This is a genomic window from Arthrobacter sp. SAFR-044, from assembly GCF_059414985.1.
Map to the genome: position 1 here is coordinate 95,695 of NZ_JBPFDN010000002.1, position 25,579 is coordinate 121,273.

Here is a 25,579-nt window from a genome sequence, read left to right on the forward strand (position 1 = left end):
TTCAGGACGCCTGCAGGTCCGCGATGTCGGCGGCTCCGGCGGCAAGGAGGACCTCCGCCAGTTCGATGCCCAGCAGGGTGGCGCCGACCTCGGTCAATCCGTCCGTGGCGCGCTTGTCCCGCACGGTGGCGGTGCCATCCACAGCACACACCACGGCTTCAAGATGCAGCATGCTGCCCTTCCGGTAGGCGTAGGCACCCACCGGAGCTGCGCAGCCTGCCTCGAGCCGGGCCAGCAGGGCGCGTTCGGCCGTGACGGCAAGGCGGGTGTCGGGGTCGTCCAGCGCGGCGAGGGCCTGCGCCAGGACCTCACGTGAGCCGTCAGCGGAGCCGGCCTTGGCCGGGGCATCTGCCGTCCGGCACTCGATGGCCAGTGACCCTTGTCCTGCTGCGGGCAGCATCACGTCGGTTTCCAGGTATTCGGAGACCGCGTCGAGGCGGCCGATCCGCTCCAGGCCGGCGGCCGCGAGCACCACTGCGTCCAGGTCGCAGGACTTACCCGGCACCACCTGGTCGGTGGAGTTTCCCGGCAGCCCGGGAACGCGGCCCAGGCGGGTGTCCACGTTGCCGCGGATGTCCACGATGTCCAGGTCCGCGCGGGCGGCACGCAACTGGGCTGCACGCCGTGGCGAACCGGTGCCAACGCGGGCTCCGGCCGGCAGGTCGGCCAGCTTCAGTCCGTCGCGGGCGCACAGGACGTCGCGGACGTCCACGCGGCGCGGAGTGGCGGCGAGGCTCAGCCCTACTGCAGCCCCTGTGGGCAGGTCCTTGAGCGAGTGGACGGCAACGTCGCACTCATTGCGCAGCAGCGCGTCGCGCAGGGCGGCAACAAAGACGCCGGTGCCGCCCATCTGCGACAGCGACCCCGTGAGGACGTCACCGTCAGTGCGGACGTGCACCAGTTCCACCGCGAAACCTCCGACGGCGGCCAGCTGGTCCGCGGTCTGCCGGGTCTGGGTGAGCGCCAGCTTGCTGGCGCGCGTTCCGATCCGGACTGTCACGGCCGGGCCGTTTCGCCGGCACTGCCGGACGGGTACGGGTCATGGCCGGTGCCCACAGTGGTGTCGGCCCCTGCGATGGTGGGCTTTTCGCCGCGGAAGTTGGCGCAGCATCCCGGCCGGCAGACGTCATACCAGGGGCCAAGATCCGTCAAGGCAGGGCGGTCGGTGATGTTGTTGGCCACCGTCCGCTCGCAGATGAGGTCCACCAGGCCGCCAACGAACTTCCGGTGCGTACCGGGGGTGGGGACACGGGTGGCGGCAAGGCCCAGGTTGGCGCAGGTTTCCATCGCTTCGGTGTCCAGGTCCCAGACAACTTCCATGTGGTCGCTGACGAAGCCGAGCGGAACGATCACGATGCCCTTGACGCCCTGGCCGGCCAGTTCCTCGATGGCGTCGTTGATGTCCGGTTCCAGCCACGGCACGTGCGGGGCACCGGAACGGGACTGGTACACCAGGGACCACGGTGCGGTCAGCCCGGATTCGTTCTGGACCCGCTCAATTACGGCTGCTGCGTTGGCGAGGTGCTGGGCAACGTAGGCGGAGCCTTCCTCGAACTCGCGCGGTTCACCCTCGGACCGGCCCGCAGCCTCGGCGTCGCGTGTGGGGATGGAGTGGGTGGCGAACAGGATGTGGATGGGGGCGTCCGGGCTGCCCGCTTCAGCGAGCTTGGCGCGAACGTTGGACAGGCCGGCAGCGGTTCCCTCCACGAACGGCTCCACGAAACCGGGGTGGTCGAAGTACTGCCGGACCTTGTCCACTTCGAGTTTGCCGTCCAGGCCCGTCTCCGTCAGCGCCATGCCGATGTCCTCGCGGTACTGGCGGCAGCTGGAGTAACAGGAGTAGGCACTCGTGGTGAGCATCAGCACCCGCCGGTGGCCGGCGTCGTACGCTTCCTGCAGGGTCTGCGGGATGTACGGCGCCCAGTTGCGGTTGCCCCACAGCACGGGCAGCTCAATGCCGCGGGCAGCCAATTCGGCTTCCAGCGCAGCCTTCAGCTCGCGGTTCTGCTGGTTGATGGGGCTGACGCCGCCATTGGCGCGGTAGTGGTGGGAGACTTCCTCAAGCCGCTCGTCCGGGATCCCCCGGCCCCGGGTCACGTTGCGGAGGAACGGGATGACGTCCTCCTGGCCTTCCGGGCCGCCGAAGGAGGCCAGCAGGACGGCGTCGTAATTCTTGGGCGCCAGGCGTCCGGCTTCGGTTACCGGGTTGACGGCCGTGGCGGCCTGCTGCTCCGGGCTCACGCGAGGACCTCGGCAACCTCGTCTGCGGAGATACGGCGTCCGGTGTAGAACGGGATTTCCTCGCGCACGTGGTTGCGCGCCTCGGTTGAGCGGAGGTGCCGCATCAGGTCCACGAGGTCCACCAGTTCCGGCGCTTCCAGGCCCAGGATCCACTCCCAGTCGCCAAGGGCGAAGGAGGAAACGGTGTTGGAAATGACCTGCGGGAAGTCACGTCCCAGCAGGCCGTGGTCGCGGAGCATCTTGCCGCGCTCGGCGTCCGGCAGGAGGTACCACTCGTAGGAGCGCACGAACGGGTACACGCAGAGCCACTCCGCCGGAGCGACACCACGGGAGTAGGCGGGGGTGTGGTTCTTGGCGAACTCGGCCTCGCGGTGGACACCCATGGCGGACCAGACGATCTCGGTGCCGGCAAAAAGGGTGCTGCGGCGGATGTCGCGGATGGCCTGCTGCAGCGCTTCCGGCTTGGGTCCGTGGAGCCACACCATGACGTCGGCGTCGGCGCGCATGGCTGAGACGTCGTAGCTGCCCCGGTGGGTGACGCCGGCGGCGGCGAGCCGCTCCAGCAGCGCTTCGAAGTCGGCGGCGGCATCCGCACTGCGGACCACTGACTCTGACCGCTTGAAAACCGTCCAGAGGGTAAAGAACTGCTCGGCTGATTCTTCGGTTTTAGTGACAGATTCGGCAGAAGTGTGGCTCATGGTTACAAGTTTGCCCCTTCCCTGCCCCCAAGGCGAAACCGAAGAGTTCTACAAGCCGTAGAAGTGAGCAAAGTCACGTTTTTCGTGCAGCAGGCCACCGTGCGCCCCCTACGGGCGGCGCAGGCGCAGGAACACCAGCCCGGCAGCGGCACCCACGCCAACCAGGCCTGCGCCCAGCCAGATCATGGCATCGGGCACGTCCGGCAGTGGTTCGGTGGAGGACACAGCCCGTCCGGGGCCTGCCGGGGCGCCGGCGGCCTGCGGTGCGCGGGTGGGCAGGGACTGCCGCGCATTGATGGACAGTGACGTTGGCAGGACGGGGGCCGGCGCGGCGTCCGCACCGCTCGCCGGCCACGGGGCCGCCGCGCCGCCCGCATTGCCGCCGGATTCCGTGCTGCCCGGATCGATGGCTCCGCCCGCGGGGCCGGACCCTGGCATGGCCACCTGCGTTGGGGCGGAGGTTGGAGCAGAACCTTCCGGGGCTGCTACTGCCATCCCACCGGCGGAGGGGACGCTGGCCGCCGCCGGCGTGCCTGCCGCCGTCGAAGTGCCGGCGGGGGCAGTGGCTGAGGCCGTGGAGGGCCCGGACGCAGTGGGAGGCTCTGGCCGGTCCGTGGACGGGGAGCCGACCGGAGTAGCGGCGGCTGTGGTTCGCGGGCCAGGTGCCAGTGGCGTCCCGGAGGACGTCGGAGAGGGCGCGGGAGTGGACGTGGTCCCCGCCGACGCGGAAGCATCGATGGCCGGAAGCAAGGAACCAGGCACCGGAAGAACTGACCACGGCGTGCGCGGGGCACGGGTGGCCGCAGGGCCGGCAGGAGGTTCGTCGGCCCCCTGGCCGCCATCCCCCTCACGTCCGGATCCACCGTTCCCCTTGGCACCGTGCGGTTCGGGAGCGCTCTGGCGGGCGGCCGTGGACAGTCCAAATGCCGCGGCGCTTGCGGCCACGGATCCTTGTGCTGGTGGATCCTGCGGAGGGGGGACCGTGTCGTCAGCCAAGGACGCCTGGACGCCGGTGGAAAGAACCAGTATCGCTCCGACGGCCGCTGCTGCGGTGCCGCGCCGGAGTCCCCCATGGATACCGGTCCGGGAAAGTGAAAGCTCGGACCTGTGTTGAACCATAGTCATCGACCCTAACCAGAACGGTTGTCCGATTGAAAACCGGAAAGCACGGCGCGGGCGTGTTCCATACACGGCTGCGCACCAGTTAAAACCGCGCTGACCAGCAGCAATGCTCAGGCAGGAGTCAGTTGGCCGATTTGCTCACGTGTGTCGGCCACCACAGCGGCCAACCCGTTCCCGGCGACCCATCCGCCCACCACGGCCAGGCCGCCCGCAGCACTGCAGGCCTGCCGGATCTCCGCTGCCCGTGCCCGGTGACCCACGGCGGCGAACGGCAGGGCTCCGCGCCAGCGAACCACGTCCCAGCCCCGCACGTCCTCCGCCGTGATCTGCACGCCCAACAGCGAAGACGCATCGCGCAGCGCGGCGGCGAACAGCTCATCATCCGTTTCGGGGCCGGTACCCTGGGCCGAAGCACCGTCCACCCGGCCGTAGGAAAGACGCACCACATGGCGCCCCGGACCGGCAGCCTCAGTCAGCCAATCCCATTTACCCGTGGCATGCGTCAGCGCCTTGGCCTGGATCCCCGGCGTTTGCGGGGCCACCAGGACTCCCGTTCCACGCGGCCGCCGGTCCAGGTCAGGTTTGTCCAGGACCAGCGTGACCAGCTTGACGTCGGGCCCGGACGCCGGCTTTTTCCCTGCGATGGCAGGGACAGCACCTTCCAGGAGTTCGACGGCGGCCGGGCCCTCCACGGCCATGACCAGCAGAGCCGCGTGAAAGGCGGCCCTGGACGCCTCGACGCGCCATCCGTCCGGGGTGCGGGAAACCGAGGTGGCGGCAGCGTCCAACACAAGGGTGACGCCCCGGCGCTGGAGGTCCGCCACCAGGGCATCCACGAGGATGTGCATGCCGCCTTCGAGACCCGCGACGGCGGACCCGGCCTTTGCAGGTTGGGGCGCCTTGGCTTTGGCAGCCATGCCGGCGCCGCGCCGCTGTGCCGAAACCGCGGCAGCGAGGGAACCGTGCCTGCGCAGGCCGGCACGGAGGCCGGGAGCCACCATGTCGACGTCGAGCAGGCCGGGGTCGGCGGAATGGACGCCGCCCACCACCGGGGAGACCAGCCGTTCCAGCACGCGCGAACCCATGCGCGCCCTCACCAGCGCGGAGACGCTGGTGACGCCGGCGCCGGCACCTATGGAGGCGGGCAGCAGCCGGTCCAGGGAGGCACGCAGCGAGCCGAATGTGCCCAGGGTGCGCCGGACCTCAGGGTCCCAGGGGTTGGCGGGGATGCCCAGGACTCCGGTTCTGGGCAGCTCGCGGGGCCCGTCCGGTAGCTGCACCCATGCACCCCCGGACCGCGGAGGAACGATCTTCCCCCCGAGCCCGAGTTCCGTGCAGAGCCGGGCTACGGCGTCGGACCTGGTGGCGAAGGACTCGGCCCCGCTGTCCAGGGTGAGTCCGGCCACTGTATGGCTGCCAACACAGCCACCCCAAGCCGTCCCGGCCTCCAGGACGGTCACCTCATAACCGGCGGCGGAGAGTTCCCGGGCGGAGAGCAGCCCGGAGATTCCGCCGCCCACCACCAGCGCCGTGCCGTGCTGTGCCGGGGAGCTGCCCACGGGTTACTCCGGCGAGATGGAGTGGATGAGCTCCACTACCCGGGTCAGGACGCCAGGGTCCGTTTCGGGCGGTACTCCATGCCCCAGGTTCAGGACGTGGCCCGGGGCGGTGGAACCGGCGGCGATGACCTCGCGCACGTGTGCCTCCAGGATGTCCCAGGGTGCTGCCAGCAGCGCGGGATCAATGTTTCCCTGCAACGGAACGGTGCCCCCCAGCCGGCGGTTTGCCTCGTCCAGCGGCAGCCGGTAGTCAACGCCCACCACGTCCACGCCCACGTCGCGCATGGCAACGAGGAGTTCGGACGTGCCTGTTCCGAAGTGGATCAGCGGGGCACCCAGGTGGCGGACATGGTCCAGGGCACGGGCCGACGCCGGGGCAACATATTTGGTGTAGTCCGCCAGTCCCAGCGAGCCGGCCCAGGAGTCGAAGAGCTGCGCGGCGGAGGCGCCGGCCTCCAGCTGGGCCTGGAGGAACATGCCGGAGGCGTCGGCAGCCCAGTTAGCCAGTGCGTTCCATGTTTCCGGGTCCGCGTGCATCATGGTCCGGGGGCCCAGGTGGTCGCGGGACGGCTTTCCTTCCACCATGTAGGCGGCCAGGGTGAACGGCGCACCGGCAAAACCGATCAGGGGCGTTTTGCCCAGTTCGGCCACCGTGAGCCGGACGGCTTCGCGGATGGGTTCCAGGGCCTCCCATGTGAGCTGCGGCAGGGCGGCAACATCGGCCGCGGTGCGCACAGGCTTGTCAAGGACCGGCCCCACCCCGGGAACGATGTCCACGCCCACCCCGGCAAGCTTCAGCGGGATGACGATGTCGGAGAAGAAGATGCCGGCGTCCACGTCATGGCGGCGGACGGGCTGGAGCGTGATTTCAGAGGCAAGCTCCGGCCGGAGGCAGGAGTCCAGCATGGCGATTCCCTCGCGCACCTTGAGGTACTCGGGCAGCGACCGGCCCGCTTGCCGCATGAACCAGACGGGACGGCGGGAGGGCTTGCCGCCCCGGTAGGCCGTGATCAGCGGGGAGTCCGCTGTGCGGCCGTCCATCAGTGGATGGTCTGCGGCGAGGGTGCCGGCAGCGGAGACGGCAGGGCTAGGAGTCATGCTTTTGATTGTGCCCAAAAAGAGCTGCAAAAGATAACGACAACCTGTCGCCGACGGCACGGGAATTCCATACGTGGCGCGGATCACGCCCCAGTGTGGGGACTATCCTTTCCGATGGTTGTTCTACCGGGCAACGAAAAAGCTATGATTGGTCTGCTGTGGTTCTTTTCTCATTGGTGGCTACACACGCCGACATCGATCTTGAAACCGTTGCTCAGTTGAGCAACGGTTCCTCCGGGATTGCCGCATCCGCGCTCACCGAATCCCCTGCCGTGGCCGGAGCGGTGGTCCTCGCCACCTGCAACCGCTACGAAATCTACGGCGAGGCCCCCAACCCCAACGACGTCGAGGCAGCCCGCGCGGCACTCGTCTCCCGGATCAGCGAGGCCAGCGGACTCTCCGAGCCCCTCGTGTCACGCTCCTTCAGCACCCGTACCGGACCCGAGGTGACCCAGCACCTGTTCGCCGTCAGCGCCGGACTCGACTCCGCCGTCGTGGGCGAGCGCGAGATCGCCGGCCAGGTGCGGCGGGCCCTGATCACCGCCCAGCATGACGGCACTGCCAGCGCGGGACTTGTCCGGCTGTTCCAGGCGGCCTCGAAGACTGCCAAGGATGTAGGTGCGCAGACGGCCCTCGGTTCCCGGGGGCTTTCCATCGTCTCCGTGGCGCTGGACCTTGCCTCTGATCTTTCCGAAAACCCCGACTGGTCAGCCAAGAAGGTTGTCCTCTTCGGGACCGGCGCGTACGCCGGCGCCACCATGGCACTGCTGCGGGAACGCGGCTGCACGGACATCTCCGTCTACTCTTCCTCCGGCAGGGCCGAGGGGTTCGTGGCCTCGCGCGGCGGTGCCGCCCTCGATGCGGAATCGCTGCGGGCCGCCGTTGCCGCCGCCGACGTCATGATCGGCTGCAGCGGCTCGGACACCCGGGTTGAAGCTGACGAGCTGGCCCAGGTCCGCGCGGATTCGCCGCAGCCCTTGATCGCCATCGACCTGGCCCTCACCCACGACTTCGATCCCGCCGTCGGCGAGCTGGACGGCGTGGAACTGCTGACCCTGGAATCGGTGCGCCTGGCCGCCCCGCAGGAGCAGGCGGAATCACTGGCGCAGGCCAGCGGAATCGTCAAGGGTGCCGCCAAGGCGTTCGAGCAGGAGCGCGAAGCGCGCTCAGTGGACTCCGCCATCGTTGCCCTGCGGCGCCACACCATGAACGTGCTGGACGCGGAGATGGAAAAGGTCCGTGCCCGCCACGGTTGCACCGCTGCCGCCGAAGAGGTCGAGTTCGCACTCCGCCGCATGGTCAAGCAGTTGCTGCATGTCCCCACGGTCCGCGCCCGCGAACTCGCGGCAAACGGCCAGCAGGATGACTACGTTGCGGCGCTGGAAGCCCTGTACGGCATCACTGTCGAACAGCCCGGCACCGCTGCGCCTGCAGTGGTGGAGGCCGAGTGCCCGGTGGACCACACGGGCCGCGAAACCGCCTGAGGTTTCCCTTCCCAACGCCCCATCAGCTTTAGCCCCATATTCGGCAACGCCCCATCACTATCCTGGGGGAAGTGATGGGGCGTTTCTCAAAAAGCAGCTAAAGGTGATGGGGCGTCCGGGTCAGTAGACGGGTTTCTGGGGTTCCACGTCGCGCACCCAGGCCAGGATCCCGCCGTCGAGATGGCTGACCCGCTGGTAACCGGCCTCGCGGGCCGCCGCCAGCACGTTGGCGGAGCGTGTGCCGGCCTTGCAGTGGAACACGATGTCCCGGTCCTGCGGAAGTTCATCCCACGCCTCGCCGGCCAGGATCCGTCCCTGCGGGATGAGCCTGGCCCCATCGATCCGCACGATGTCGTACTCCCCCGATTCCCGGACATCCACAAGTTCAAAGTCCTTAAGCCCGGCTTTCCTCGAGGCCAGCATGGTGGCCAGCTGCGTGGCGGTAACGGTGTGTTCCGTGTCCGATTCGGAAACCGGAGCGATGCCGCAGAAGGCCTCGTAGTCGGTAAGTTCAGTGATGGGCTGCGCCGCTGGGTCCTTCGATACCCTGATCTCGCGCCAGCTGCCGCCCAAAGCGTCGAACAGGGCCACGCGGCCCAGCAGGGAACGTCCGACGCCGGTAATCAGCTTGACCGCTTCGGTCACCATAAGCGATCCCACGGCGGCGCACAGCATTCCAAACACGCCGCCCTCACCACAGGAGGGGACGGAACCGGCAGGCGGAGCCTCGGGATACAGGTCCCGGTAGGTGGGTCCGTGCTGCTCCCAGAACACGCTCACCTGTCCGTCGAAACGGAAGATGGACCCCCACACGTAGGGCTTGCCCAGGATGGCGGCGGCATCGTTCACCAGATACCGGGTGGCGAAGTTATCGGCACCGTCAAGGATGAGGTCGTATCCGCTGAACAGCTCCAGGGCATTGGATGCGTCCAGGCGCACGTTGTGCAACCGCACCTCCACCAGCGGGTTCAGCTCCGCGATGGCATCGCGTGCCGATTCGATCTTGGGCCGTCCCACATCACTGACGCCGTGGATTACCTGGCGCTGCAGGTTGCTGAGGTCCACGACGTCGTCGTCGATGATTCCGATCGTCCCCACGCCAGCCGCTGCGAGATACAGCAAGGCCGGGGCACCCAGGCCGCCCGCGCCGATCACCAGTACCTTGGCGTTCTTGAGCCGCCGCTGCCCCAGCGCGCCGATCTCGGGAATGATCAGGTGCCGGGAGTACCGTTCAACCTCGGCAGGAGTGAGGTCAGCGGCCGGTTCCACCAGCGGATCCAGGGAAGGGGTCGAAACATTTGCGGTGAAAGACGAAGCCATACTTCAATGTATGCCCCGGGATACCGCCCGGTCATATTACCCCGCAGTAAAGTGAAGGGTAACTGCAATGGAAAGAAGGACAACTGTGGTCCCTGAAGCACGGGCTGACCGCCCGACCGCAGCCGAACCGCAAACTGCCTCCCGCCCCGCAGGCCAGCGGTCCGCCCGGATGCCCCGGGATGAGCGCCGCGCACAACTCCTTGCCGCGGCCCAGGAGGTGTTTGTGGCCAACGGCTACCACGGCGCGGCGATGGACGAGATCGCAGAAACCGCGCATGTGAGCAAACCTGTGCTCTACCAGCACTTTCCGTCCAAGCGCGACCTGTACCTCGCCTTGCTGGAAAGCCACCTGGCCTCGCTGACCGAACTGATGCTGGGCGCCCTGAACTCCACCACGGACAACGATGAACGCGTCCAGGCCGTCATGCGCGCCTACTTCCATTTCATCGCCAATGACGATCAGGCCCACCGCCTGGTGTTCGAGTCCGACCTCATCAACGACCCCGACGTCAGCTCGAGGCTTGAGACCTTCAACCGGACCTTCGCCGACGCCATTGCCCGGGTCATCGCTGAGGACACCAAGCTCCCCCACCTGGAAGCGGAACTGCTGGGGCGCGGCCTGGCCGGAATGGCGCATGTCAGCGCCCGGTATTGGCTGGAAACGGACGGCAACCTGGACCTCGATGTGGCCAGCGACCTCATCTACCGTTTAGCTTGGCGCGGAATCTCTCGCTTCCCCAAAGAGTCCTAGACTACAAATAAGACAACACCTCGTAGAAAACACGAGTACTTTTCACAGGCTGGGAGGCCCCCTTGGAGATTAAGATCGGCGTTCAGAACGTTGGCCGCGAAATCGTGCTGGAATCGACCCAGGACGCGGAGACGGTGGCCAAGGTTGTTGGCGAAGCCATTACCGCAGGCGGCGAATTGCGCCTGAAGGATGACAAAGGACGCCTGATCATTATTCCGGGCAACGCCTTGGCGTACGTGGAAATAGGTGCCGAAGAGGTTCGGCGCGTAGGTTTCGGCCAGTTCTAGTTTCCGGCCCAGGTCCAGTTCCGGCCCGTTCTATTTCCACACGGTCCGGGCCTGCCGCTGTCTTCCAAGGAGATCCATGCTTTCGCTGACCATCGTGGTGCTGGCAACCATCGCCGCCGGCTTCGTCGTCTGGGCCAATGACAAGCGGCATGCCAAGTATGGCGCGGCATTGCCCGCCGGCGTCGGCGTGGTTGTTGCGGCGCTGGCGTGGATCATCCTGATGGCGGCAGGCTTCGGCTACCTGCCGGGGACCACCTGGCTTCCGTGGGTCCTGCCCACGGTGCTCGGCGTCGCCGCAGCCATCGCCGCCGTCGTCTACCTGGGCCGCACCCGGGCGCGCCGCGACACGGAGCGGCTGACCGTCATTCTGCGCCGCTGACGAACCGACTGCCAGCTGCCATACACGTGTGGCCACCACCCATCAGGGCGGTGGCCACACGTGTATCACCTGGGTCAGAGGAACTCCGCCCGGCCCTCCATCGCCGACGACGCAAGTGCATGCTCCCGGCGCGGGATGCGCCCTGCAGCCCTGGCCATCCTGCCGGCGATTACTGCGTGTTTGAACGCTTCGCCCATGAGCGCCGGGTTCTGGGCCCGCGTCACCGCCGTGGCCAGCAGGACGGCGTCGCAGCCCAGCTCCATGGCCAGGGCAGCGTCCGAGGCCGTACCGATGCCCGCGTCCAAAACCACCGGCACAGAAGCGCGGGACACGATGAGCTCGATGTTGTGCGGATTCAGGATTCCCAGTCCGGTACCAATCGGGGCGCCGAGCGGCATGACCGCTGTGGCGCCGAGGTTCTCCAGCCGCAGCGCAAGCACGGGATCGTCATTGGTGTAGGCGAAGACCTTGAATCCGCGGTTGACCAGCTGCTCCGTGGCCTCCACCAGCTCCACGGCGTCCGGCAAAAGGGTCTGTTCGTCCGCGATGACCTCCAGTTTCACCCAGTCGGTCTCCAGCGCCTCCCGGGCAAGTTCCGCCGTGAGGACCGCGTCCCTGGCAGTGAAGCAGCCGGCGGTGTTGGGCAGCACACGGATTCCGTGGTCCACCAGCAGCTGGAACAGCGAACCGGTTTCCGCGGTGGAGTAGCGGCGCATGGCAACGGTGGTCAGGGCGGTGCCGGACGCGAGGAGCGCAGTGCCCAGGCCGCCCAGGCTCGGCGCCCCGCCCGTGCCCATGATGAGCCGGGATCCGAGGGCGACGCCGTCAATCACCAGGGCGTCGGCGGCGCCGGAATTCCCGGCGGGGTTGATGGTGCTGGTTTCGGTCATGGTGTCAGCCTCCCTGTACTGCCGTGACGAGTTCGATGTCGTCGCCCTCGGCGAGCGCCGTGGCGAACCATTGGCTGCGCGGCACCACCTGGGCATTATGCGCGACGGCGACGCCCAGTTTCCCGCCGTCCGTCGCGTGGCCATTGGGCCCCAGCGGGCGTCCGGTGACCTGGGTGACGAGCGTGGTGATGGAGGCGCCGTCGGCCACCGTTTGGGTGTTTCCGTTCAGGGTGATGTTCACGCTGTCTCCTTGATGTGGGTGCGTTGGTTGGCCGCCGCCGGGCTGGAGAACCGCTCCGGGCGGAAGGGCGCCCACCGGGGATCGGCTTTCCCGTCCAGCAGGGCGGTGCAGATGGCTGCGGCAGCGGGGGTGAGCAGCACCCCGTGCCGGAAGAATCCGGTGGCGATGATGAGCCCCGGCACGTGCCCGGGCCCGGTTGCAGCGGACCCTTCGCCTGGTGAAGTCTGGTTCACCGGCACGCGGCCCAGCAGCGGGGCGTTGTCAGGCGTTCCCGGGCGGGCACGGGCGGTGCATTCCAGGAGTTCCAGTTCAGCGACGGCGGGCACCAGCGCCTGCGCGTCGCGGAGGAGCTGGTACACACCCCCGGCGCTGACGGCATCGGAGAGGGCGTCCTCCCGCTGGGTGGCTCCGATCACCACCGTCCCGTCCTGCCGGGGGACGATGTACACGGGGACGCCGTGCACCAGGCCGCGCACCGTGGAGGTCACCAGGGGCTGGAGGTGCCGTGGAACGGCGAGGCGGAGGATGTCCCCGTGCACTGGGCGAAGGGGCAGGTCGAGGCCGGCCGGCAGGCCGCCAAGGGTCCCTGCCTGCAGGCCGTTGGCCACGATGGTTTCCGTTGCCAGGACGGTGCCGCCGCCGGCGAGGCTTGCGCCGGCAACTGTTCCGCCCTCCCACAGCAGGCCCGTGGCCCGGTCCGGTACTGCATACCCCTCCACCGCCCCGGCGACGGCCAGGTCGGGGGTATTAAGCGCCGCGCGGGCGAGGGCCAGCCGCAGGGCTGCCACCAGGCGCCGGGGATCCACCTGGTGGTCGGCCGGCGTATCCAAGGCACAGGCGATGGCGGGGCTAAGGAGCGGCTCACGCTTGCGGGCTTCCCGGACTGTCAGGGGCTCCACCGCCAGGCCGTTGGCCTGCTGTACCGTGCGAAGGTCCATCAATGTGCGCCGGTCCGCGGCGTCGGCACCCACGGCGAGGGTCGGCGTCGTCAGGTATCCGCAATCCGTTTCCGTTGCGCCGGCGATGCCGGCGGCGAAACCCGGCCACCGCGACGATGCCTCAAGCATCAGTTCCAGGAGGTCCTCCTCCTGGTAGTGCAACTCGCTGACGGGGGCAAGCATGCCGGCGGCGGCCCAGCTGGCGCCGTTCCCGGGAGCGTCATCGATCAGGGCAACGGAGCGGCCGGAGCGCTGCGCCTCATAGGCGATTCCGTGTCCGATCACTCCACCGCCGATGACGGCGACGTCGGCACGCACCGTGGCACGGGCGGCCCCGGCGGACCCGGGGCGATGGTCGATAGGGGTGCGCATGTGGTTCCTTCCCTACGCCGGCATTAACCGGATCAGGTCAAGCGGTCGGCTCTGACGCCCTCTCAGCCCGGCGCTTTGTGACAGCTGCCGCGGGCTCCCGCAGTACCAGCCCAGTTTAGAGGAACTAGGCTTGCAGGCATGAATGTGTCCACCTCATCCTTGTCCGCCGGCTCCCCCGCTCCAGCCACGGCTGTTAGTGCCGAAGTTGCCAATGCCGGTCACAGCGACGCCCTCAAGGCGGCCCGCCTGTACCTCTGCACCGACGCGCGGCGTGCCCGCGGCGACTTTGCCGGGTTCGTGGACGCCGCATTTGCCGGCGGCGTGGACATCATCCAGCTCCGCGACAAGGCCATCGAGGCTGCAGAGGAACTGGAGCTGCTGGCGGTGCTGAAGGAGGCCGCGGTGCGGCATGGGAAACTGTGGGCCGTCAATGACCGTGCGGACATCGCCGTGCTGTCCGGGGCGCCGGTGTTCCATGTCGGCCAGAAGGACCTTCCGCTGGCTGCAGCGAGGACACTGGTCAACGGAAACGCGGCCATTGGGCTCTCCAGCCACACCACCGGCCAGGTGGACGCTGCCTTGGCGGCAACGGCAGGCCCCTCCGGGCTGGACTACTTCTGCGTCGGCCCTGTCTGGGCCACACCCACCAAGCCAGGCAGGACCGCCGTCGGCCCTGAGCTGGTGAAATACGCTGCCGAAGCCTCGCGGCAGGCAGCGGACCCTGTGCCCTGGTTTGCGATCGGCGGCATCGACCACGGAAACGTCCACAAGGTGGCGGAGGCGGGTGCCCGCAGGATCGTGGTGGTCCGTGCCATCACCGAGGCACCCGACCCGGCTGCCGCGGCTGCCTCCCTCCTCGACGCGCTGGACGGCGCCGGCTCCTGAGCCTGCTTAATCGCGGGACTTGGGGCTACGCTGATTTTTGTGTCACATCATCGGTTGGCCCCCAACGTCCATGACCACAAGAACGCCCTGGAAGAGGCGTTGGGGCTGCTGCGGACGGAACTTGAACTGCCGGGGCCGTACCCTGCTGAGGCGGTGGAAGACGCCCTGGCCGCGGTAGCCGCGCTGCAGCTGCCCCCCTATGACCTGACCGCCGTCGAATTCGTGACCATCGATCCGGCGTCCTCCACGGACCTTGACCAGGCAGTATTCATTGAACCGGACGGGCTCGGCTACCGGGTCATGTACGCCATCGCCGACGTTCCGGCGTTCGTTGCACCGAGCGGCCCCCTGGACGCCGAAACCCGCCGCCGCGGACAGACGTTCTACGCACCGGACGGCCGGATCCCGCTGCACCCCGAGGTGATCAGCGAGGGGGCGGGGAGCCTGCTGCCCGGCCAGGAGTGTTCGGCTTTCGTCTGGGACTTTACGCTCGACGGCGACGCGTCAGTGCTGTCCGTGGGCGTCCGGAGGGCGCGGGTCCGCAGCCGCGACAAGCTCAGCTACAAAGGCGCCCAGGCCGACCTCGACGCCGGGACCGCCTCTCCCGTGCTGCGGCTGCTCCGGGAGGTGGGACTGAAGCGGGTGGCGCTGGAACGGGCGCGCGAGGGGGCAAGCCTGAACATGCCTGAGCAGGAGATCGTCCAGCTGCCCGACGGCGGCTACCGGATTGACGCCGTTCCGCAGCTTCCCGTGGAGGACTGGAACGCGCAGATTTCGTTGATGACCGGAATGGCGGCCGCACAGCTGATGCTGGAAGGCAAAGTGGGCATCCTGCGCACCATGCCCGCTCCGGACGAACGGTCGCTGCGGCATTTCCGGCTGCAGACTGAGGCGCTGGGCAGGCCGTGGGACGGGGAGGTCAGCTACGGCGAGTACCTTCGGTCACTCGATCCCACCGACCCTCGGCAGCTGGCCATCATGCACTCGGCCGGCATGCTGTTCCGCGGCGCGTCCTATACCGCCTTCGACGGGACGGTCCCGGAAGACGGCATCCAGTCCGCCATCGGCGCCGCCTACGCCCACACCACCGCGCCGCTGCGCCGCCTGGTGGACCGCTTCGTGCTGGTCATCTGCGAGGCCCTGAGTAACGGCGGCGATGTTCCGGGCTGGGCGCGGGAGGCCCTGCCGCTGCTTCCCGGCATCATGGCCGGATCGGACCAGCTGGCCTCACGGATGGAACGCCTGGCCCTGGATACGGTGGAGGCGGCACTGCTGCTCAACCACGTCGGGCAGGAGTTCGATGCGATCGTGATTTCCGGATCCAAGCCGCAGAACGGGAACGGCAATGGCAACGGGAACGGCAAGAACGGCAATGCGAAGAACGGCAACGGGAACGGGAACGGAAGTTCTGGGATCATCCAGATCGCCGAACCCGCGGTGACCGCCCGCTGCGCGGGTGAGCTGGAGTCCGGCACCAAGGTCCGTGTCCGGCTGATTTCTTCGAATATCACCACGCGGCAGATCCACTTCGAACTGGTTTCCTGAGGGCCGCGGCGTACGCCGCAGGCGGGCCGAAACAGTGTTTCTACACCCGTGCGGCTAGACTGGAGGGGTAGAACTGGATGCCCGGTCGTTGATTTCCTCGATTTGAAACCAACAAGCCCGCCCCTACGCGATCTTGAGATGTACCCGCTGGTCACCAGTGCCAGCATTAGATAGCCCGCGATCGGCTTCCACTGGAATCGCTTGCGCGCCTGAGCGTGCTCCGGAGCGGCCAGCCTTGGCCGGCCCGTTGAGCAGGCAGCGCCATTGCCCAAATGAATAAGGAAACTCCCCTGTGAGTGAATTGCATACCCACCAGCTTCTGAGCGATGAGTCCGGCACGGAAACCATTGAGCCGGAAGAAACGATCATCTCCGACGAGACGCCGCACGAGATCGCGGAGAAGTCCTTTGCCGACTACAACGTCCGCGCGGACATCGTCGAATCCCTGGCCGACGCCGGGATCACCCACCCGTTCCCCATCCAGGCCATGACCCTTCCGGTGGCCCTGGGCGGCCACGACATCATCGGCCAGGCCAAGACCGGCACCGGCAAGACGCTGGGCTTCGGCATCCCGGCACTGCAGCGCGTGATCGGCCAGGACGACCCCGGCTACGCCAAGCTGGCCGTGCCGGGAGCCCCGCAGGCCCTGGTCATCGTTCCCACCCGTGAACTGGCCGTGCAGGTTGCCAACGATCTTCAGACGGCGTCCCGCAAGCGCAACGCCAGGATCGCCACCATCTACGGCGGCCGCGCATACGAACCCCAGGTGGAGGCCCTCAAACAGGGCGTCGAGGTAGTGGTCGGTACCCCCGGACGGCTGATCGACCTCTTCAAGCAGAAGCACCTGAGCCTGAAGAACGTCAAGATCGTGGTGCTGGACGAAGCCGACGAGATGCTGGACCTGGGCTTCCTGCCGGACGTGGAGACCCTCATCGCGGCAACCCCCGCCGTCCGCCAGACGCTGCTGTTCTCGGCCACGATGCCCGGCCCCGTCATCGCCATGGCACGCCGGTACATGACCCAGCCCACGCACATCCGCGCAGCGGATCCGGAGGATGAGGGCCTGACCAAGCGGGACATCCGCCAGCTGATCTACCGTGCACACAGCATGGACAAGACCGAAGTGGTGGCCCGCATCCTGCAGGCCCGCGGCCGTGGGCGGACCATCATCTTCACCAAGACCAAGCGCACCGCCGCCAAGGTGGCCGAAGAACTGGTGGACCGTGGGTTCGCGGCCGCGGCCATCCACGGCGACCTGGGCCAGGGCGCCCGCGAGCAGGCGCTGCGGGCCTTCCGCAACAACAAGGTGGATGTCCTGGTGGCCACCGACGTCGCGGCCCGCGGCATCGACGTCGAGGACGTCACCCACGTCATCAACTACCAGTGCGTGGAAGACGAGAAGATCTACCTGCACCGGGTGGGCCGTACCGGCCGCGCCGGCAACAAGGGCACCGCCGTCACCTTTGTCGACTGGGACGACATGCCGCGCTGGGCGCTGATCAACAAAGCCCTGGGCCTGAGCGTCCCGGAACCGGTGGAAACCTACTCCTCCTCGCCGCACCTCTACACTGACCTGGACATCCCCGAGGGCACCAAGGGCCGCCTTCCGCGCGACAAGCGGACCCTGGCCGGCGTTGACGCCGAGGTCCTCGAGGACCTCGGGGAAACCGGCAAGAAGAACAGCCGCGGTCCCCGGGACTCAGGCCGCACGCGGGAGCGGGACGGACGGGGCCGTGGGGCCGGCAGTGGCCGTGACGCTGGCCGCAGCAGCGACTCCGCGGGCCGCTCAGGTGAGCGCCGTCGTCGTCCTTCTGACTCCGCCGCACCTGCCGCTGAAGCTGCAGCCCCCACAGCCGACGGCGACCAGCCCTCGCGCGCCCGCCGCAGCCGTACCCGCACCCGCCGCCGCAACGGCGAAGTGGTCGCAGGCGGCGACAACGGCACCCAGCCGGGCAACTCCGAGGCCTAACTCCCCTGATGACTGACACTGTTTGGGCGCCGGACGGCGGCAGCCTGGTGGTGCACGCGGACAACGCGGAGTACCTCCCCACGCTGCCGGACGGCGCCTTCACACTGATTTATGTGGACCCGCCTTTCAACACGGGCCGGCCGCAGCAGCGCCAGGAAACCAGGATGGTGGTGAACGCCGGCGGCAGCGGGGACCGGGTGGGCTTCAAGGGCCGCTCCTACGACACCATCAAGGGTGCCCTGCACCGTTACGACGACGCGTTCAGCGACTACTGGTCCTTCCTGGAACCCCGGCTCGTGGAGGCCTGGCGCCTGCTGGCCGACGACGGCACCCTGTACCTGCACCTGGACTACCGGGAAGTGCACTACGCCAAGGTGATGCTGGACGCCATCTTTGGCCGGGAATGCTTCCTGAACGAGATCATCTGGGCGTACGACTACGGCGCCCGGGCGAAAAACCGGTGGCCCACCAAGCACGACAACATCCTGGTGTACGTCAAGAACCCGGCGAAGTACCACTTCGACAGCGCGGAGGTGGACCGCGAGCCGTACATGGCCCCCGGGCTGGTGACCCCCGCCAAACGGGAACTGGGCAAGCTGCCCACGGACGTTTGGTGGCACACCATCGTCTCGCCCACCGGCAAGGAAAAGACCGGCTACCCCACGCAGAAGCCGGAGGGCCTGGTCCGCCGCGTGGTCGCCGCGTCATCCCGCCCCGGTGACTGGTGCCTGGACTTCTTCGCCGGCTCCGGCACTTTGGGTGCCGTTGCCGCCAAGCTTGGCCGGAAGTTCGTGTGCGTGGACCAGAACCAGCCTGCCATCGACATCATGGCCAAGCGCCTGGGTGCTCACGCCACCCTGGCATCGTTCCAGCCCAACTAGCGGTCCGCGGACGGACTACCCCTTAGGGACGGACGACGGCGGCTCCCGTGCCCAGTGCCTCGATCCGTGCCAGCATCTCGGGGGTCGTCACGTTTTCGCCGAGCAGGTTGGGCTTGCCGGTGCCGTGGTAGTCAGAGGAGCCGGTGACCAGCAGGCCATGCTTCGCCGCGAGCTTGCGCAGGAAGTCCCGGCCCTCTTCCGGGTTGTCGCGGTGGTCGATCTCCACGCCGGCCAGGCCGGCGTCGATCATCTCCCGGTAGGTCCGTTCCCCCACGATCCGCCCCCGGCCAGACGCCACGGGGTGGGCAAACACGGGCACCCCGCCGGCGGCCCGGACGAGTTCGACGGCGGTGGCGGGGTCGGGGGCGTAGTGCGGGATGAAGTACCGCGAGCGGGAAGTGAGGATGGAGGCGAAGGCCTCGGAACGGTCCTCCACGACACCCGCGGCGACGAGGGCGTCGGCGATGTGCGGCCGGCCAAGGGTGGCGCCGGGCGCCACATGGTGGATCACGTCGTCCCAGGTGAGCGGGTAGTCCTCGGCAAGGATGGTCACCATTCGCTCGGCGCGGGTCAGGCGGGAATCCTTGGCCTTGGTGATTTCCTCCAGGAGCCCGGGATGGGTGGGGTCATGCAGGTAGCTCAGGAGATGGACGCTGATGCCCTCCTCCGTCCGGCAGGAGACCTCCATGCCCGGCACCAGGGCCACCCCGTACGTGGCGGCGGCCGCGGCGGCCTCCGCCCAACCCGCCGTTGAATCGTGGTCGGTCAGGGCCACCACGTCCAGTCCCGCGCGGGCAGCAGACGCCATGACGTCGGCAGGGGTCTCGGTGCCGTCCGAGACGTTGGAGTGGGCATGCAGGTCAATCCTCACTTATCCAGCGTAGTGGACCGGGAACAAGAGACCGGGGAGGCCTGTTCGCTTAGCCGGGACGCCAGTGAGACGATGGTGCCGTGAACGATGCCGAAAACACCCAAAACTCTGCTTCCCAGCCGCTGGAGGAGCGCGTCAACAACCGCTCCCAGCGGCCCAGTTCCAACGCCTTCAAGGCCTTCATGGCCAGCAACTGGGCGCCGTCCAGCCAGGAACTGCCCCCGCGGGACGAGGTAGCCGGCTACGCCGCAACCCGGCGCAAGGCGATCTCCGTCCAGTTCAAGGGCGAACGCCTGGTCATCCCGGCGGGACCGCTGAAGGTCCGCTCCAACGACTGCGACTACCGCTTCCGCCCGCACTCGGGCTTCGCGCACCTGACGGGGCTTGGCCTGGACCACGAGCCGGATGCGGTCCTGATCCTGGAACCGGTGAATGAGGGAACGGGCGACGACGGCGGGGACCACCGGGCCACGCTGTACTTCCGCCCGCTGGCCGGCAGGGACACCGAGCAGTTCTACGCCGACTCCCGCTCCGGCGAGTTCTGGATCGGCGCCCGTCCCACGCTGGAAGAATTCGAGGCCCGGCTTGGATTGGCCACCGCGCACATCGACCAGCTGGAAACGGCCATCACCAAGGACGTGGGTGCCCCGGAAATCGGCGGCATCTCCATCCGGCTGGTCCGCAAGGTTGACGACAACATTGACGCCCTGGTGGACACGGCCCGGTACAACACAGCCAAGGACCCCGAGAACCTGGACCTCGGCGTGTTGGACGCGCTGGACGAAAAGCTCAGCGAGGCACTCTCCGAACTGCGCCTGCTCAAGGATGAGTGGGAAATCGAACAGATGAAAATCGCGGTATCGGCCACCGTGGAAGGATTCGAAGAGGTGGTCAAGGCCCTGCCGCGGGCCCTCACGCACGCCCGCGGCGAACGCGTGGTGGAGGGGGCGTTCTTCGCCCGCGCCCGCGAGGTGGGCAACGAACTGGGCTACGACACCATCGCGGCCTCAGGCAACAACGCCACCGTGCTGCACTGGACCCGCAACACCGGCCGAATCCACGCCGGTGAGCTCCTGCTCGTGGACGCCGGTGTCGAGGCGGACTCGCTCTACACGGCGGACATCACCCGGACCCTGCCGGCCAGCGGCACCTTCAGCGGCATCCAGCGCAAGGTCTACCAGGCGGTCCTGGATGCTGCCGACGCCGGATTCGCAGCCGCCCAGCCGGGAACCAAGTTCCGCGACATCCATACCGCAGCCACCACCGTATTGGCCGAGCGCCTGGCCGAGTGGGGAATCCTGCCGGTCAGCGTGGAGGAAGCAATCAGCCCCGAGGGCCAGCAGCACCGCCGCTGGATGCCGCACGGCACCAGCCACCACCTGGGCCTGGACGTCCATGACTGCGCCCAAGCCAAGCGGGAACTCTACCTGGACGGCGTCCTCACCGAAGGCATGGTGTTCACCATCGAGCCGGGCCTGTACTTCAAGAAGGAAGACCTGGCCATCCCCGAGGAATACCGCGGCATCGGAGTCAGGATCGAGGACGACATCCTCATGACCGCTGACGGCCCCGTCAACCTCAGCGCCGCCCTGCCGCGCAATGCGGAAGACGTGGAGGACTGGATGGCCGGCATCTACCGGACCGAAGAAGCCTGACACCGGCCGTAGCGACAAAGAGCGGGGCCGCTGGATTCATTCCAGCGGCCCCGCTCTTTGTTTGTGGCACTGTCCCTGGTGGCTCCAGGCTGCCGGACCTGGACGCACCTGCGCTGTTACTGGCGGTGTTCGCCCCGGTGCTGGTCCCCCTCCGGACCGTACTGGTTGTCAACCGGGTGTTCGGCGCCATCCTGTGCGTGCTCTTCTGCCCGGTGTTCTGCATGCGGTTCCATGCCGGGCTGACCCGCATCCGCGGCCGGCCCCTGGGGGACGCGGACGCCGTACTGCGGCCGGCCATCGGGCAGGTCCGGGTAACGGACAGAGCGGACCGGCTGGGCCGGCTGCTGGGGGGTGTGCTGCGGGGCACCGTGCTGCTGGCCGCCGTCGTACTGCTGACCGCTGTGCTGCTGGCCGGCGTCGTCGGGGTAGGCGTGGCCGTCCTGGACAGGTCCATTGTTGGCGGCCGGGCCGCAGGACCGCTGGCCGTAGGGATCATTCCAGCCGGCGGGGCGGGCCGGGCCCTGCCCTTGCTGCTGCCCGCCCTGCTGGTGGTGCTGCTGGTACGGCTGGTTGTAGTTGTCGTGCTGCGTATACGGGCCGTGGCCGGATGCGGCGGCGTCTGAACGGGACATGGGCAGCTGCTGCAGGAGGCGCCGGGCCTCGTGGGCTGCCTCCGGTGCCACAATCACGTCGTAGCTTGTGGCCACCACCTGGCTGGTGGACGTGAAGTCCCGCTTGCCCCGCTGCATGGCGTAAGTGACGATGCCGAAGAGCATGAAGAACGCTGCGCCCATCAGCACCGACGTCATGATGGAGAAGTACCCGGGCGACGGAGCGAAGAAGGACAGCATGACGCCCACGAACAGGCCGAACCACATGCCGCTCAGCGCCCCCGACAACGCCACCCGCGGGTAGCTCAGGCGCCCCGTAACCCGCTCCACCATCTTCAGTTCGTTGCCCACGATGGACACCATGTGGACCGGGAACTGCTGGTCCGCCAGGTAGTCGACCGCTTTCTGGGCATCGAGGTATGAAGTGTAGGAGCCAACGGTGTCGCCGGTGGGAACAGCCCGGGCATCGTCCGGTCCGTTCGGGGCGCCGGCCTTGGGAGCACCAAAAATGTTCGACATAAACCCATTCTTGCCCATCAAGGTGGGTGCCGCCTGTAAATTCAGCTAAAAGAGAGCAGACTCGGTAGCCTGTAGTGGTGAGCACAACACCTACACGCGTCTTCGTGGCACGCCTCCTGGGCCTCGACGTCTTCGACCCGCTGGGCGACCGGCTGGGCCGGTTGCGCGACGTTGTTGTGCTGTCCCGCGGAACCCAGGGAGCCCCCCACGTAGTGGGCATCGTGGTGGAAGTTCCGGGCAAGAAGCGTGTCTTTGTACCCATGACCCGCATTACGTCCATCGACCAGACGCAAATCATCTGCACCGGCCTGGTCAACCTTCGCCGGTTCGAACAGCGCGGCGCGGAAACCTTGGTGGTGGCCGAGATGTTCGACCGCCGCGTCACCCTCCGCGACGGCAGCGGAGACGCCACCATCGAAGACATCGCCATCGACCAGCACCGGTCCCGCGACTGGTTCGTCAGCAAGCTCTTTGTCCGGCGTGGCCATTCCTTGTCCCCCTTGAGCCGCCTGCGCCGCAACGAAACACTGATCATCGACTGGGCGGACGCGCAGCAAGGGCCGCGTACCGAACCGCAGGCTGCCACCCAGTTCGTGGCCAACCACGAGGACCTCAAGCCCGCCGACTTCGCCGAGGCCCTGCAGGAGATGAGCGACAAGCGCCGCTTCGAAGTGGCCAGCGAACTGCAGGACGAACGGCTGGCGGACGTCCTCCAGGAACTGCCGGAGGACGACCAGGTGGAGATCCTCTCCGCCCTCGATGTCCAGCGCGCCGCGGACGTCCTGGAGGAAATGGATCCCGACGACGCCGCCGACCTCCTCGGCGAACTCCCCTCCGCCCAGGCAGAGGAACTGCTCCAACTCATGGAGCCTGAGGGCGCCGAGGACGTCCGGCGCCTGCTTGAGTACGACGAGGACACCGCCGGCGGCCTGATGACCCCGGTGCCTGTCATCCTGCCCCCGGAGGCCACCGTCGCCGAAGCCCTTGCCCACGTCCGGCGCGAGGAGCTCTCCCCCGCCCTGGCGTCGTCGATCTTCATTGCCCGGCCGCCGCTGGAAACGCCCACGGGCCGCTTCCTGGGCGTGGTGCATATCCAGCAACTGCTGCGTTTCCCGCCGTTCGAGGCACTGGGAAACCTGGTGGACAAGAACCTTGAGCCGCTGTCCGACCAGGCCCACATCAGCGAAGTGGCACGGACCCTGGCCACCTACAACCTGAATTCCCTCCCGGTGGTCAATGACGCCGGCCGGCTTGTGGGGGCGGTGACTGTTGATGACGTATTGGATCACTTGTTGCCGGACGACTGGCGCGCCCACGATGGCGAAGCCCCGATAAGAAAGCTCGGTGGCCGCATTGGCTGATAACAGCGCTCCGAAGAACCCCAACCAGCGGAACGTGGTCAATGCGGAGTCAAAGGGCAGCCTCGACACACCGTTGAGCGCGCGCCAGCGGATCCTGCCCAAGTTCTCCCCGGATCCGGACGCGTTCGGCCATGCCACCGAGGGCTTTGCCCGGTTCATGGGCACGCCCCAGTTCCTGGTCTACATGACCGTATTCTGCATTTTCTGGCTGGGCTGGAACACGTGGGCCCCCGTCGAGTGGCAGTTCGACTCGAGGGACCTTGGGTTCACCCTGCTGACCCTGATGCTGTCGCTGCAGGCCTCCTACGCAGCGCCTCTGCTGCTGCTGGCGCAGAACCGGCAGGATGACCGGGACCGGGTCTCGCTGCAGCAGGACCGGCAGCGGGCAGAGCGCAACCTGTCCGACACCGAATACCTGACTCGGGAGCTGGCCTCCCTGCGGATCGCGCTCCGGGAGGTCGCCACCCGTGACTATGTCCGGGCCGAACTGCGCTCGCTCCTCGAAGACCTCCTGGAAGCGCAGGAGGAAATGCGGACCCATGAGGACTCCGGGCCCGGCTCGCACGAATCCCCGCGCGACAAGGTCAAGGACAAGCTGCGCGAACAGCGGGACCGGCAGCGCAACCCGAGGACCCAGCAGATCCCCCGGGTCAAACCGGGCCACTCTGCCCAATGACCACCCGGGCCGCCGTCATCAGCGGGCCCGTCGCCGCCACCGCACGAAAGCCGAGGCCCCTTCCATGAGCGCCACCAGCGATCCCGCCAGCCCCGGACAGGGACCACTGCTCCAGGCCGTCAACGATGCCCTGGCCACGGTCATCGATCCGGAACTCCGCCGTCCCATTACGGAGCTGGGCATGGTGGACGCCGTCCACGTGTCCGACGACGGCAAGGTCACCGTAGCGGTCCTGCTCACGATTGCGGGCTGCCCGTTGCGGGACACCATCACCGCCGATTCGCAGAAGGCGCTTTCCGCGGTACCCGGGATCACCGCCGTCGACGTGGAGCTGAAGGTGATGGACCAGGCGCAGCGCGACGCCCTCAAGGAGAAGCTGCGCGGTCCGGGCGGCCAGCGCAGGATCCCCTTCAACGAGCCGGATTCCCTGACCAAGGTCTACGCTGTCGCCAGCGGCAAGGGCGGTGTGGGCAAGTCCTCGGTGACGGTCAACCTTGCCACCGCCCTGGCCGCCCAGGGCCTCCGGGTAGGAATCGTGGACGCTGACGTGTACGGCTTCTCCGTACCTGCGCTGATGGGCATCACGCAAAAGCCCACCCAGGTGGACGACATGATCCTTCCCCCGGTTGCGTATGGGGTGAAAGTAATCTCCATCGGCATGTTCGTGACCGGCAACAAGCCGGTTGCGTGGCGGGGACCAATGCTGCACCGGGCGCTGGAACAGTTCCTCACGGACGTCTACTTCGGCGACCTGGATGCCCTGTTCCTGGACCTTCCGCCGGGTACCGGTGACATCGCCATCTCCGTTGCGCAGCTGCTGCCCAAGGCCGAAATCCTGGTGGTCACCACGCCGCAGGCGGCCGCAGCCGACGTCGCCGAACGCGCCGGTGCCATCGCCACCCAGACGGGACAGACGATCGCGGGCGTCATCGAGAACATGTCCTATCTGGAGATGCCCGACGGCGGCCGGATGGAGCTCTTCGGAAGCGGCGGCGGGACCGTGCTCACGGAACGGCTTAGCGCCACAGTGGGGGCGGACGTTCCCCTGCTGGGCCAGATTCCCTTGGACATCCAGCTGCGCGAAGGCGGGGACGCAGGGGTTCCGATTGTCCTGGGCAGGCCCGGGGCCGCAGCGGCTGCCGCTCTGGCCGGCATCGCCGGGCACCTGGCGGCGAAACCGCGCGGCCTTGCCGGGATGAAGCTGGGGCTGCAGCCCCGCTGACCAG

The 25,579-nt window shown here is 67.8% G+C and carries 24 protein-coding genes and 1 riboswitch; of the genes, 12 read left to right on the forward strand and 12 right to left on the reverse strand.

All coding sequences use genetic code 11. The annotated features are described in order from the left end of the window. Position 1 precedes the first annotated feature (1 nt). The 6 genes from hemC to hemE all read right to left on the reverse strand — a co-directional run bounded on the left by hemC (position 2) and on the right by hemE (position 6,718). Positions 2–1,000 carry a hydroxymethylbilane synthase gene (gene hemC, locus ACR65J_RS03140; RefSeq protein WP_440166003.1) on the reverse strand — a complete coding sequence of 333 codons (999 nt, stop codon included), beginning with the start codon at positions 998–1,000 and terminating at the stop codon, positions 2–4. Beyond that, positions 997–2,241, reverse strand: coding sequence for a ferrochelatase (locus tag ACR65J_RS03145; protein ID WP_440166005.1), 1,245 nt, complete (start codon positions 2,239–2,241; stop codon positions 997–999). The genes hemC and ACR65J_RS03145 overlap by 4 nt, the downstream gene beginning before the upstream one ends. Next, positions 2,238–2,939 (reverse strand): hydrogen peroxide-dependent heme synthase, encoded by a 702-nt coding sequence (gene hemQ / locus ACR65J_RS03150; RefSeq protein ID WP_440166007.1) that lies wholly within the window; start codon positions 2,937–2,939, stop codon positions 2,238–2,240. The genes ACR65J_RS03145 and hemQ overlap by 4 nt, the downstream gene beginning before the upstream one ends. Before the next feature lie 108 nt (positions 2,940–3,047). Further along, the gene (locus ACR65J_RS03155; RefSeq protein ID WP_440166009.1) at positions 3,048–3,884 is read right to left on the reverse strand and encodes a hypothetical protein; all 837 of its coding nucleotides are present in this window, start codon (positions 3,882–3,884) and stop codon (positions 3,048–3,050) included. 287 nt (positions 3,885–4,171) lie between these two features. After that, the gene (gene hemG, locus ACR65J_RS03160; protein WP_440166011.1) at positions 4,172–5,620 is read right to left on the reverse strand and encodes a protoporphyrinogen oxidase; all 1,449 of its coding nucleotides are present in this window, start codon (positions 5,618–5,620) and stop codon (positions 4,172–4,174) included. 3 nt (positions 5,621–5,623) lie between these two features. Then, positions 5,624–6,718: a uroporphyrinogen decarboxylase gene (gene hemE, locus ACR65J_RS03165; RefSeq protein ID WP_440166013.1), complete on the reverse strand. Its 1,095-nt coding sequence runs from the start codon at positions 6,716–6,718 to the stop codon at positions 5,624–5,626. Between the two features lie 158 nt (positions 6,719–6,876). Here hemE and ACR65J_RS03170 point away from each other — a divergent pair, with 158 nt between their 5' ends. Next, positions 6,877–8,202, forward strand: a complete 1,326-nt coding sequence (locus ACR65J_RS03170) for a glutamyl-tRNA reductase (protein WP_440166015.1) — start codon at positions 6,877–6,879, stop codon at positions 8,200–8,202. A 120-nt stretch (positions 8,203–8,322) separates the two neighbouring features. On the opposite strand, the gene moeB is transcribed toward ACR65J_RS03170, so the two are convergent. Further along, positions 8,323–9,522: a molybdopterin-synthase adenylyltransferase MoeB gene (gene moeB, locus ACR65J_RS03175; protein ID WP_440166016.1), complete on the reverse strand. Its 1,200-nt coding sequence runs from the start codon at positions 9,520–9,522 to the stop codon at positions 8,323–8,325. Positions 9,523–9,607: 85 nt separating this feature from the next. Between moeB and ACR65J_RS03180 the strand changes: the two genes are divergently transcribed. From ACR65J_RS03180 to ACR65J_RS03190, 3 genes are all read left to right on the forward strand, one after another. Continuing rightward, positions 9,608–10,273 carry a TetR/AcrR family transcriptional regulator gene (locus ACR65J_RS03180; protein ID WP_440166017.1) on the forward strand — a complete coding sequence of 222 codons (666 nt, stop codon included), beginning with the start codon at positions 9,608–9,610 and terminating at the stop codon, positions 10,271–10,273. A 62-nt stretch (positions 10,274–10,335) separates the two neighbouring features. Beyond that, on the forward strand, positions 10,336–10,560 hold the full coding sequence (locus ACR65J_RS03185; RefSeq protein ID WP_440166019.1) for a DUF3107 domain-containing protein: 225 nt from the start codon (positions 10,336–10,338) through the stop codon (positions 10,558–10,560). 76 nt (positions 10,561–10,636) lie between these two features. Then, positions 10,637–10,939 carry a hypothetical protein gene (locus ACR65J_RS03190; RefSeq protein ID WP_440166021.1) on the forward strand — a complete coding sequence of 101 codons (303 nt, stop codon included), beginning with the start codon at positions 10,637–10,639 and terminating at the stop codon, positions 10,937–10,939. Positions 10,940–11,013: 74 nt separating this feature from the next. Here ACR65J_RS03190 and ACR65J_RS03195 read toward each other — a convergent pair whose 3' ends face one another. The 3 genes from ACR65J_RS03195 to thiO all read right to left on the reverse strand — a co-directional run bounded on the left by ACR65J_RS03195 (position 11,014) and on the right by thiO (position 13,380). Beyond that, positions 11,014–11,829: a thiazole synthase gene (locus ACR65J_RS03195; protein WP_440166023.1), complete on the reverse strand. Its 816-nt coding sequence runs from the start codon at positions 11,827–11,829 to the stop codon at positions 11,014–11,016. 4 nt (positions 11,830–11,833) lie between these two features. Further along, a complete protein-coding gene (thiS, locus tag ACR65J_RS03200) occupies positions 11,834–12,070 on the reverse strand; it encodes a sulfur carrier protein ThiS (protein WP_440166025.1) in 237 nt (78 codons plus the stop codon). Further along, complete coding sequence (gene thiO / locus ACR65J_RS03205) at positions 12,067–13,380, reverse strand: glycine oxidase ThiO (protein WP_440166027.1); 1,314 nt, start codon at positions 13,378–13,380, stop codon at positions 12,067–12,069. Before thiO ends, thiS begins: the two co-directional genes overlap by 4 nt. After that, a riboswitch (TPP riboswitch) is annotated at positions 13,373–13,491 on the reverse strand. (Overlaps the previous gene by 8 nt.) A gap of 27 nt (positions 13,492–13,518) precedes the next feature. On the opposite strand from thiO, the gene thiE reads away from it, so the two are divergent. From thiE to ACR65J_RS03225, 4 genes are all read left to right on the forward strand, one after another. Continuing rightward, a complete protein-coding gene (thiE, locus tag ACR65J_RS03210) occupies positions 13,519–14,265 on the forward strand; it encodes a thiamine phosphate synthase (RefSeq protein ID WP_440166029.1) in 747 nt (248 codons plus the stop codon). Positions 14,266–14,304: 39 nt separating this feature from the next. After that, entirely contained in the window at positions 14,305–15,810 is a 1,506-nt protein-coding gene (locus ACR65J_RS03215; protein ID WP_440166030.1) for an RNB domain-containing ribonuclease, read from the forward strand. Between the two features lie 292 nt (positions 15,811–16,102). Next, the gene (locus tag ACR65J_RS03220) at positions 16,103–17,779 is read left to right on the forward strand and encodes a DEAD/DEAH box helicase (RefSeq protein WP_440166032.1); all 1,677 of its coding nucleotides are present in this window, start codon (positions 16,103–16,105) and stop codon (positions 17,777–17,779) included. Positions 17,780–17,787: 8 nt separating this feature from the next. Beyond that, the gene (locus ACR65J_RS03225) at positions 17,788–18,660 is read left to right on the forward strand and encodes a DNA-methyltransferase (RefSeq protein WP_440151251.1); all 873 of its coding nucleotides are present in this window, start codon (positions 17,788–17,790) and stop codon (positions 18,658–18,660) included. Between the two features lie 22 nt (positions 18,661–18,682). On the opposite strand, the gene ACR65J_RS03230 is transcribed toward ACR65J_RS03225, so the two are convergent. Beyond that, positions 18,683–19,531: a PHP domain-containing protein gene (locus ACR65J_RS03230; RefSeq protein ID WP_440166034.1), complete on the reverse strand. Its 849-nt coding sequence runs from the start codon at positions 19,529–19,531 to the stop codon at positions 18,683–18,685. An 80-nt stretch (positions 19,532–19,611) separates the two neighbouring features. Between ACR65J_RS03230 and ACR65J_RS03235 the strand changes: the two genes are divergently transcribed. After that, positions 19,612–21,186, forward strand: a complete 1,575-nt coding sequence (locus tag ACR65J_RS03235; protein ID WP_440166036.1) for an aminopeptidase P family protein — start codon at positions 19,612–19,614, stop codon at positions 21,184–21,186. A 116-nt stretch (positions 21,187–21,302) separates the two neighbouring features. Here ACR65J_RS03235 and ACR65J_RS03240 read toward each other — a convergent pair whose 3' ends face one another. After that, the gene (locus ACR65J_RS03240; RefSeq protein WP_440166038.1) at positions 21,303–22,316 is read right to left on the reverse strand and encodes a YflT domain-containing protein; all 1,014 of its coding nucleotides are present in this window, start codon (positions 22,314–22,316) and stop codon (positions 21,303–21,305) included. A 77-nt stretch (positions 22,317–22,393) separates the two neighbouring features. Between ACR65J_RS03240 and ACR65J_RS03245 the strand changes: the two genes are divergently transcribed. The 3 genes from ACR65J_RS03245 to ACR65J_RS03255 all read left to right on the forward strand — a co-directional run bounded on the left by ACR65J_RS03245 (position 22,394) and on the right by ACR65J_RS03255 (position 25,575). Continuing rightward, complete coding sequence (locus ACR65J_RS03245) at positions 22,394–23,677, forward strand: magnesium transporter MgtE N-terminal domain-containing protein (RefSeq protein WP_026265667.1); 1,284 nt, start codon at positions 22,394–22,396, stop codon at positions 23,675–23,677. Further along, on the forward strand, positions 23,661–24,353 hold the full coding sequence (locus tag ACR65J_RS03250; RefSeq protein WP_440166041.1) for a DUF1003 domain-containing protein: 693 nt from the start codon (positions 23,661–23,663) through the stop codon (positions 24,351–24,353). The genes ACR65J_RS03245 and ACR65J_RS03250 overlap by 17 nt, the downstream gene beginning before the upstream one ends. 64 nt (positions 24,354–24,417) lie before the next feature. Continuing rightward, a complete protein-coding gene (locus tag ACR65J_RS03255; protein ID WP_440166043.1) occupies positions 24,418–25,575 on the forward strand; it encodes an Mrp/NBP35 family ATP-binding protein in 1,158 nt (385 codons plus the stop codon). The last annotated feature ends 4 nt before the right edge of the window (positions 25,576–25,579 follow it).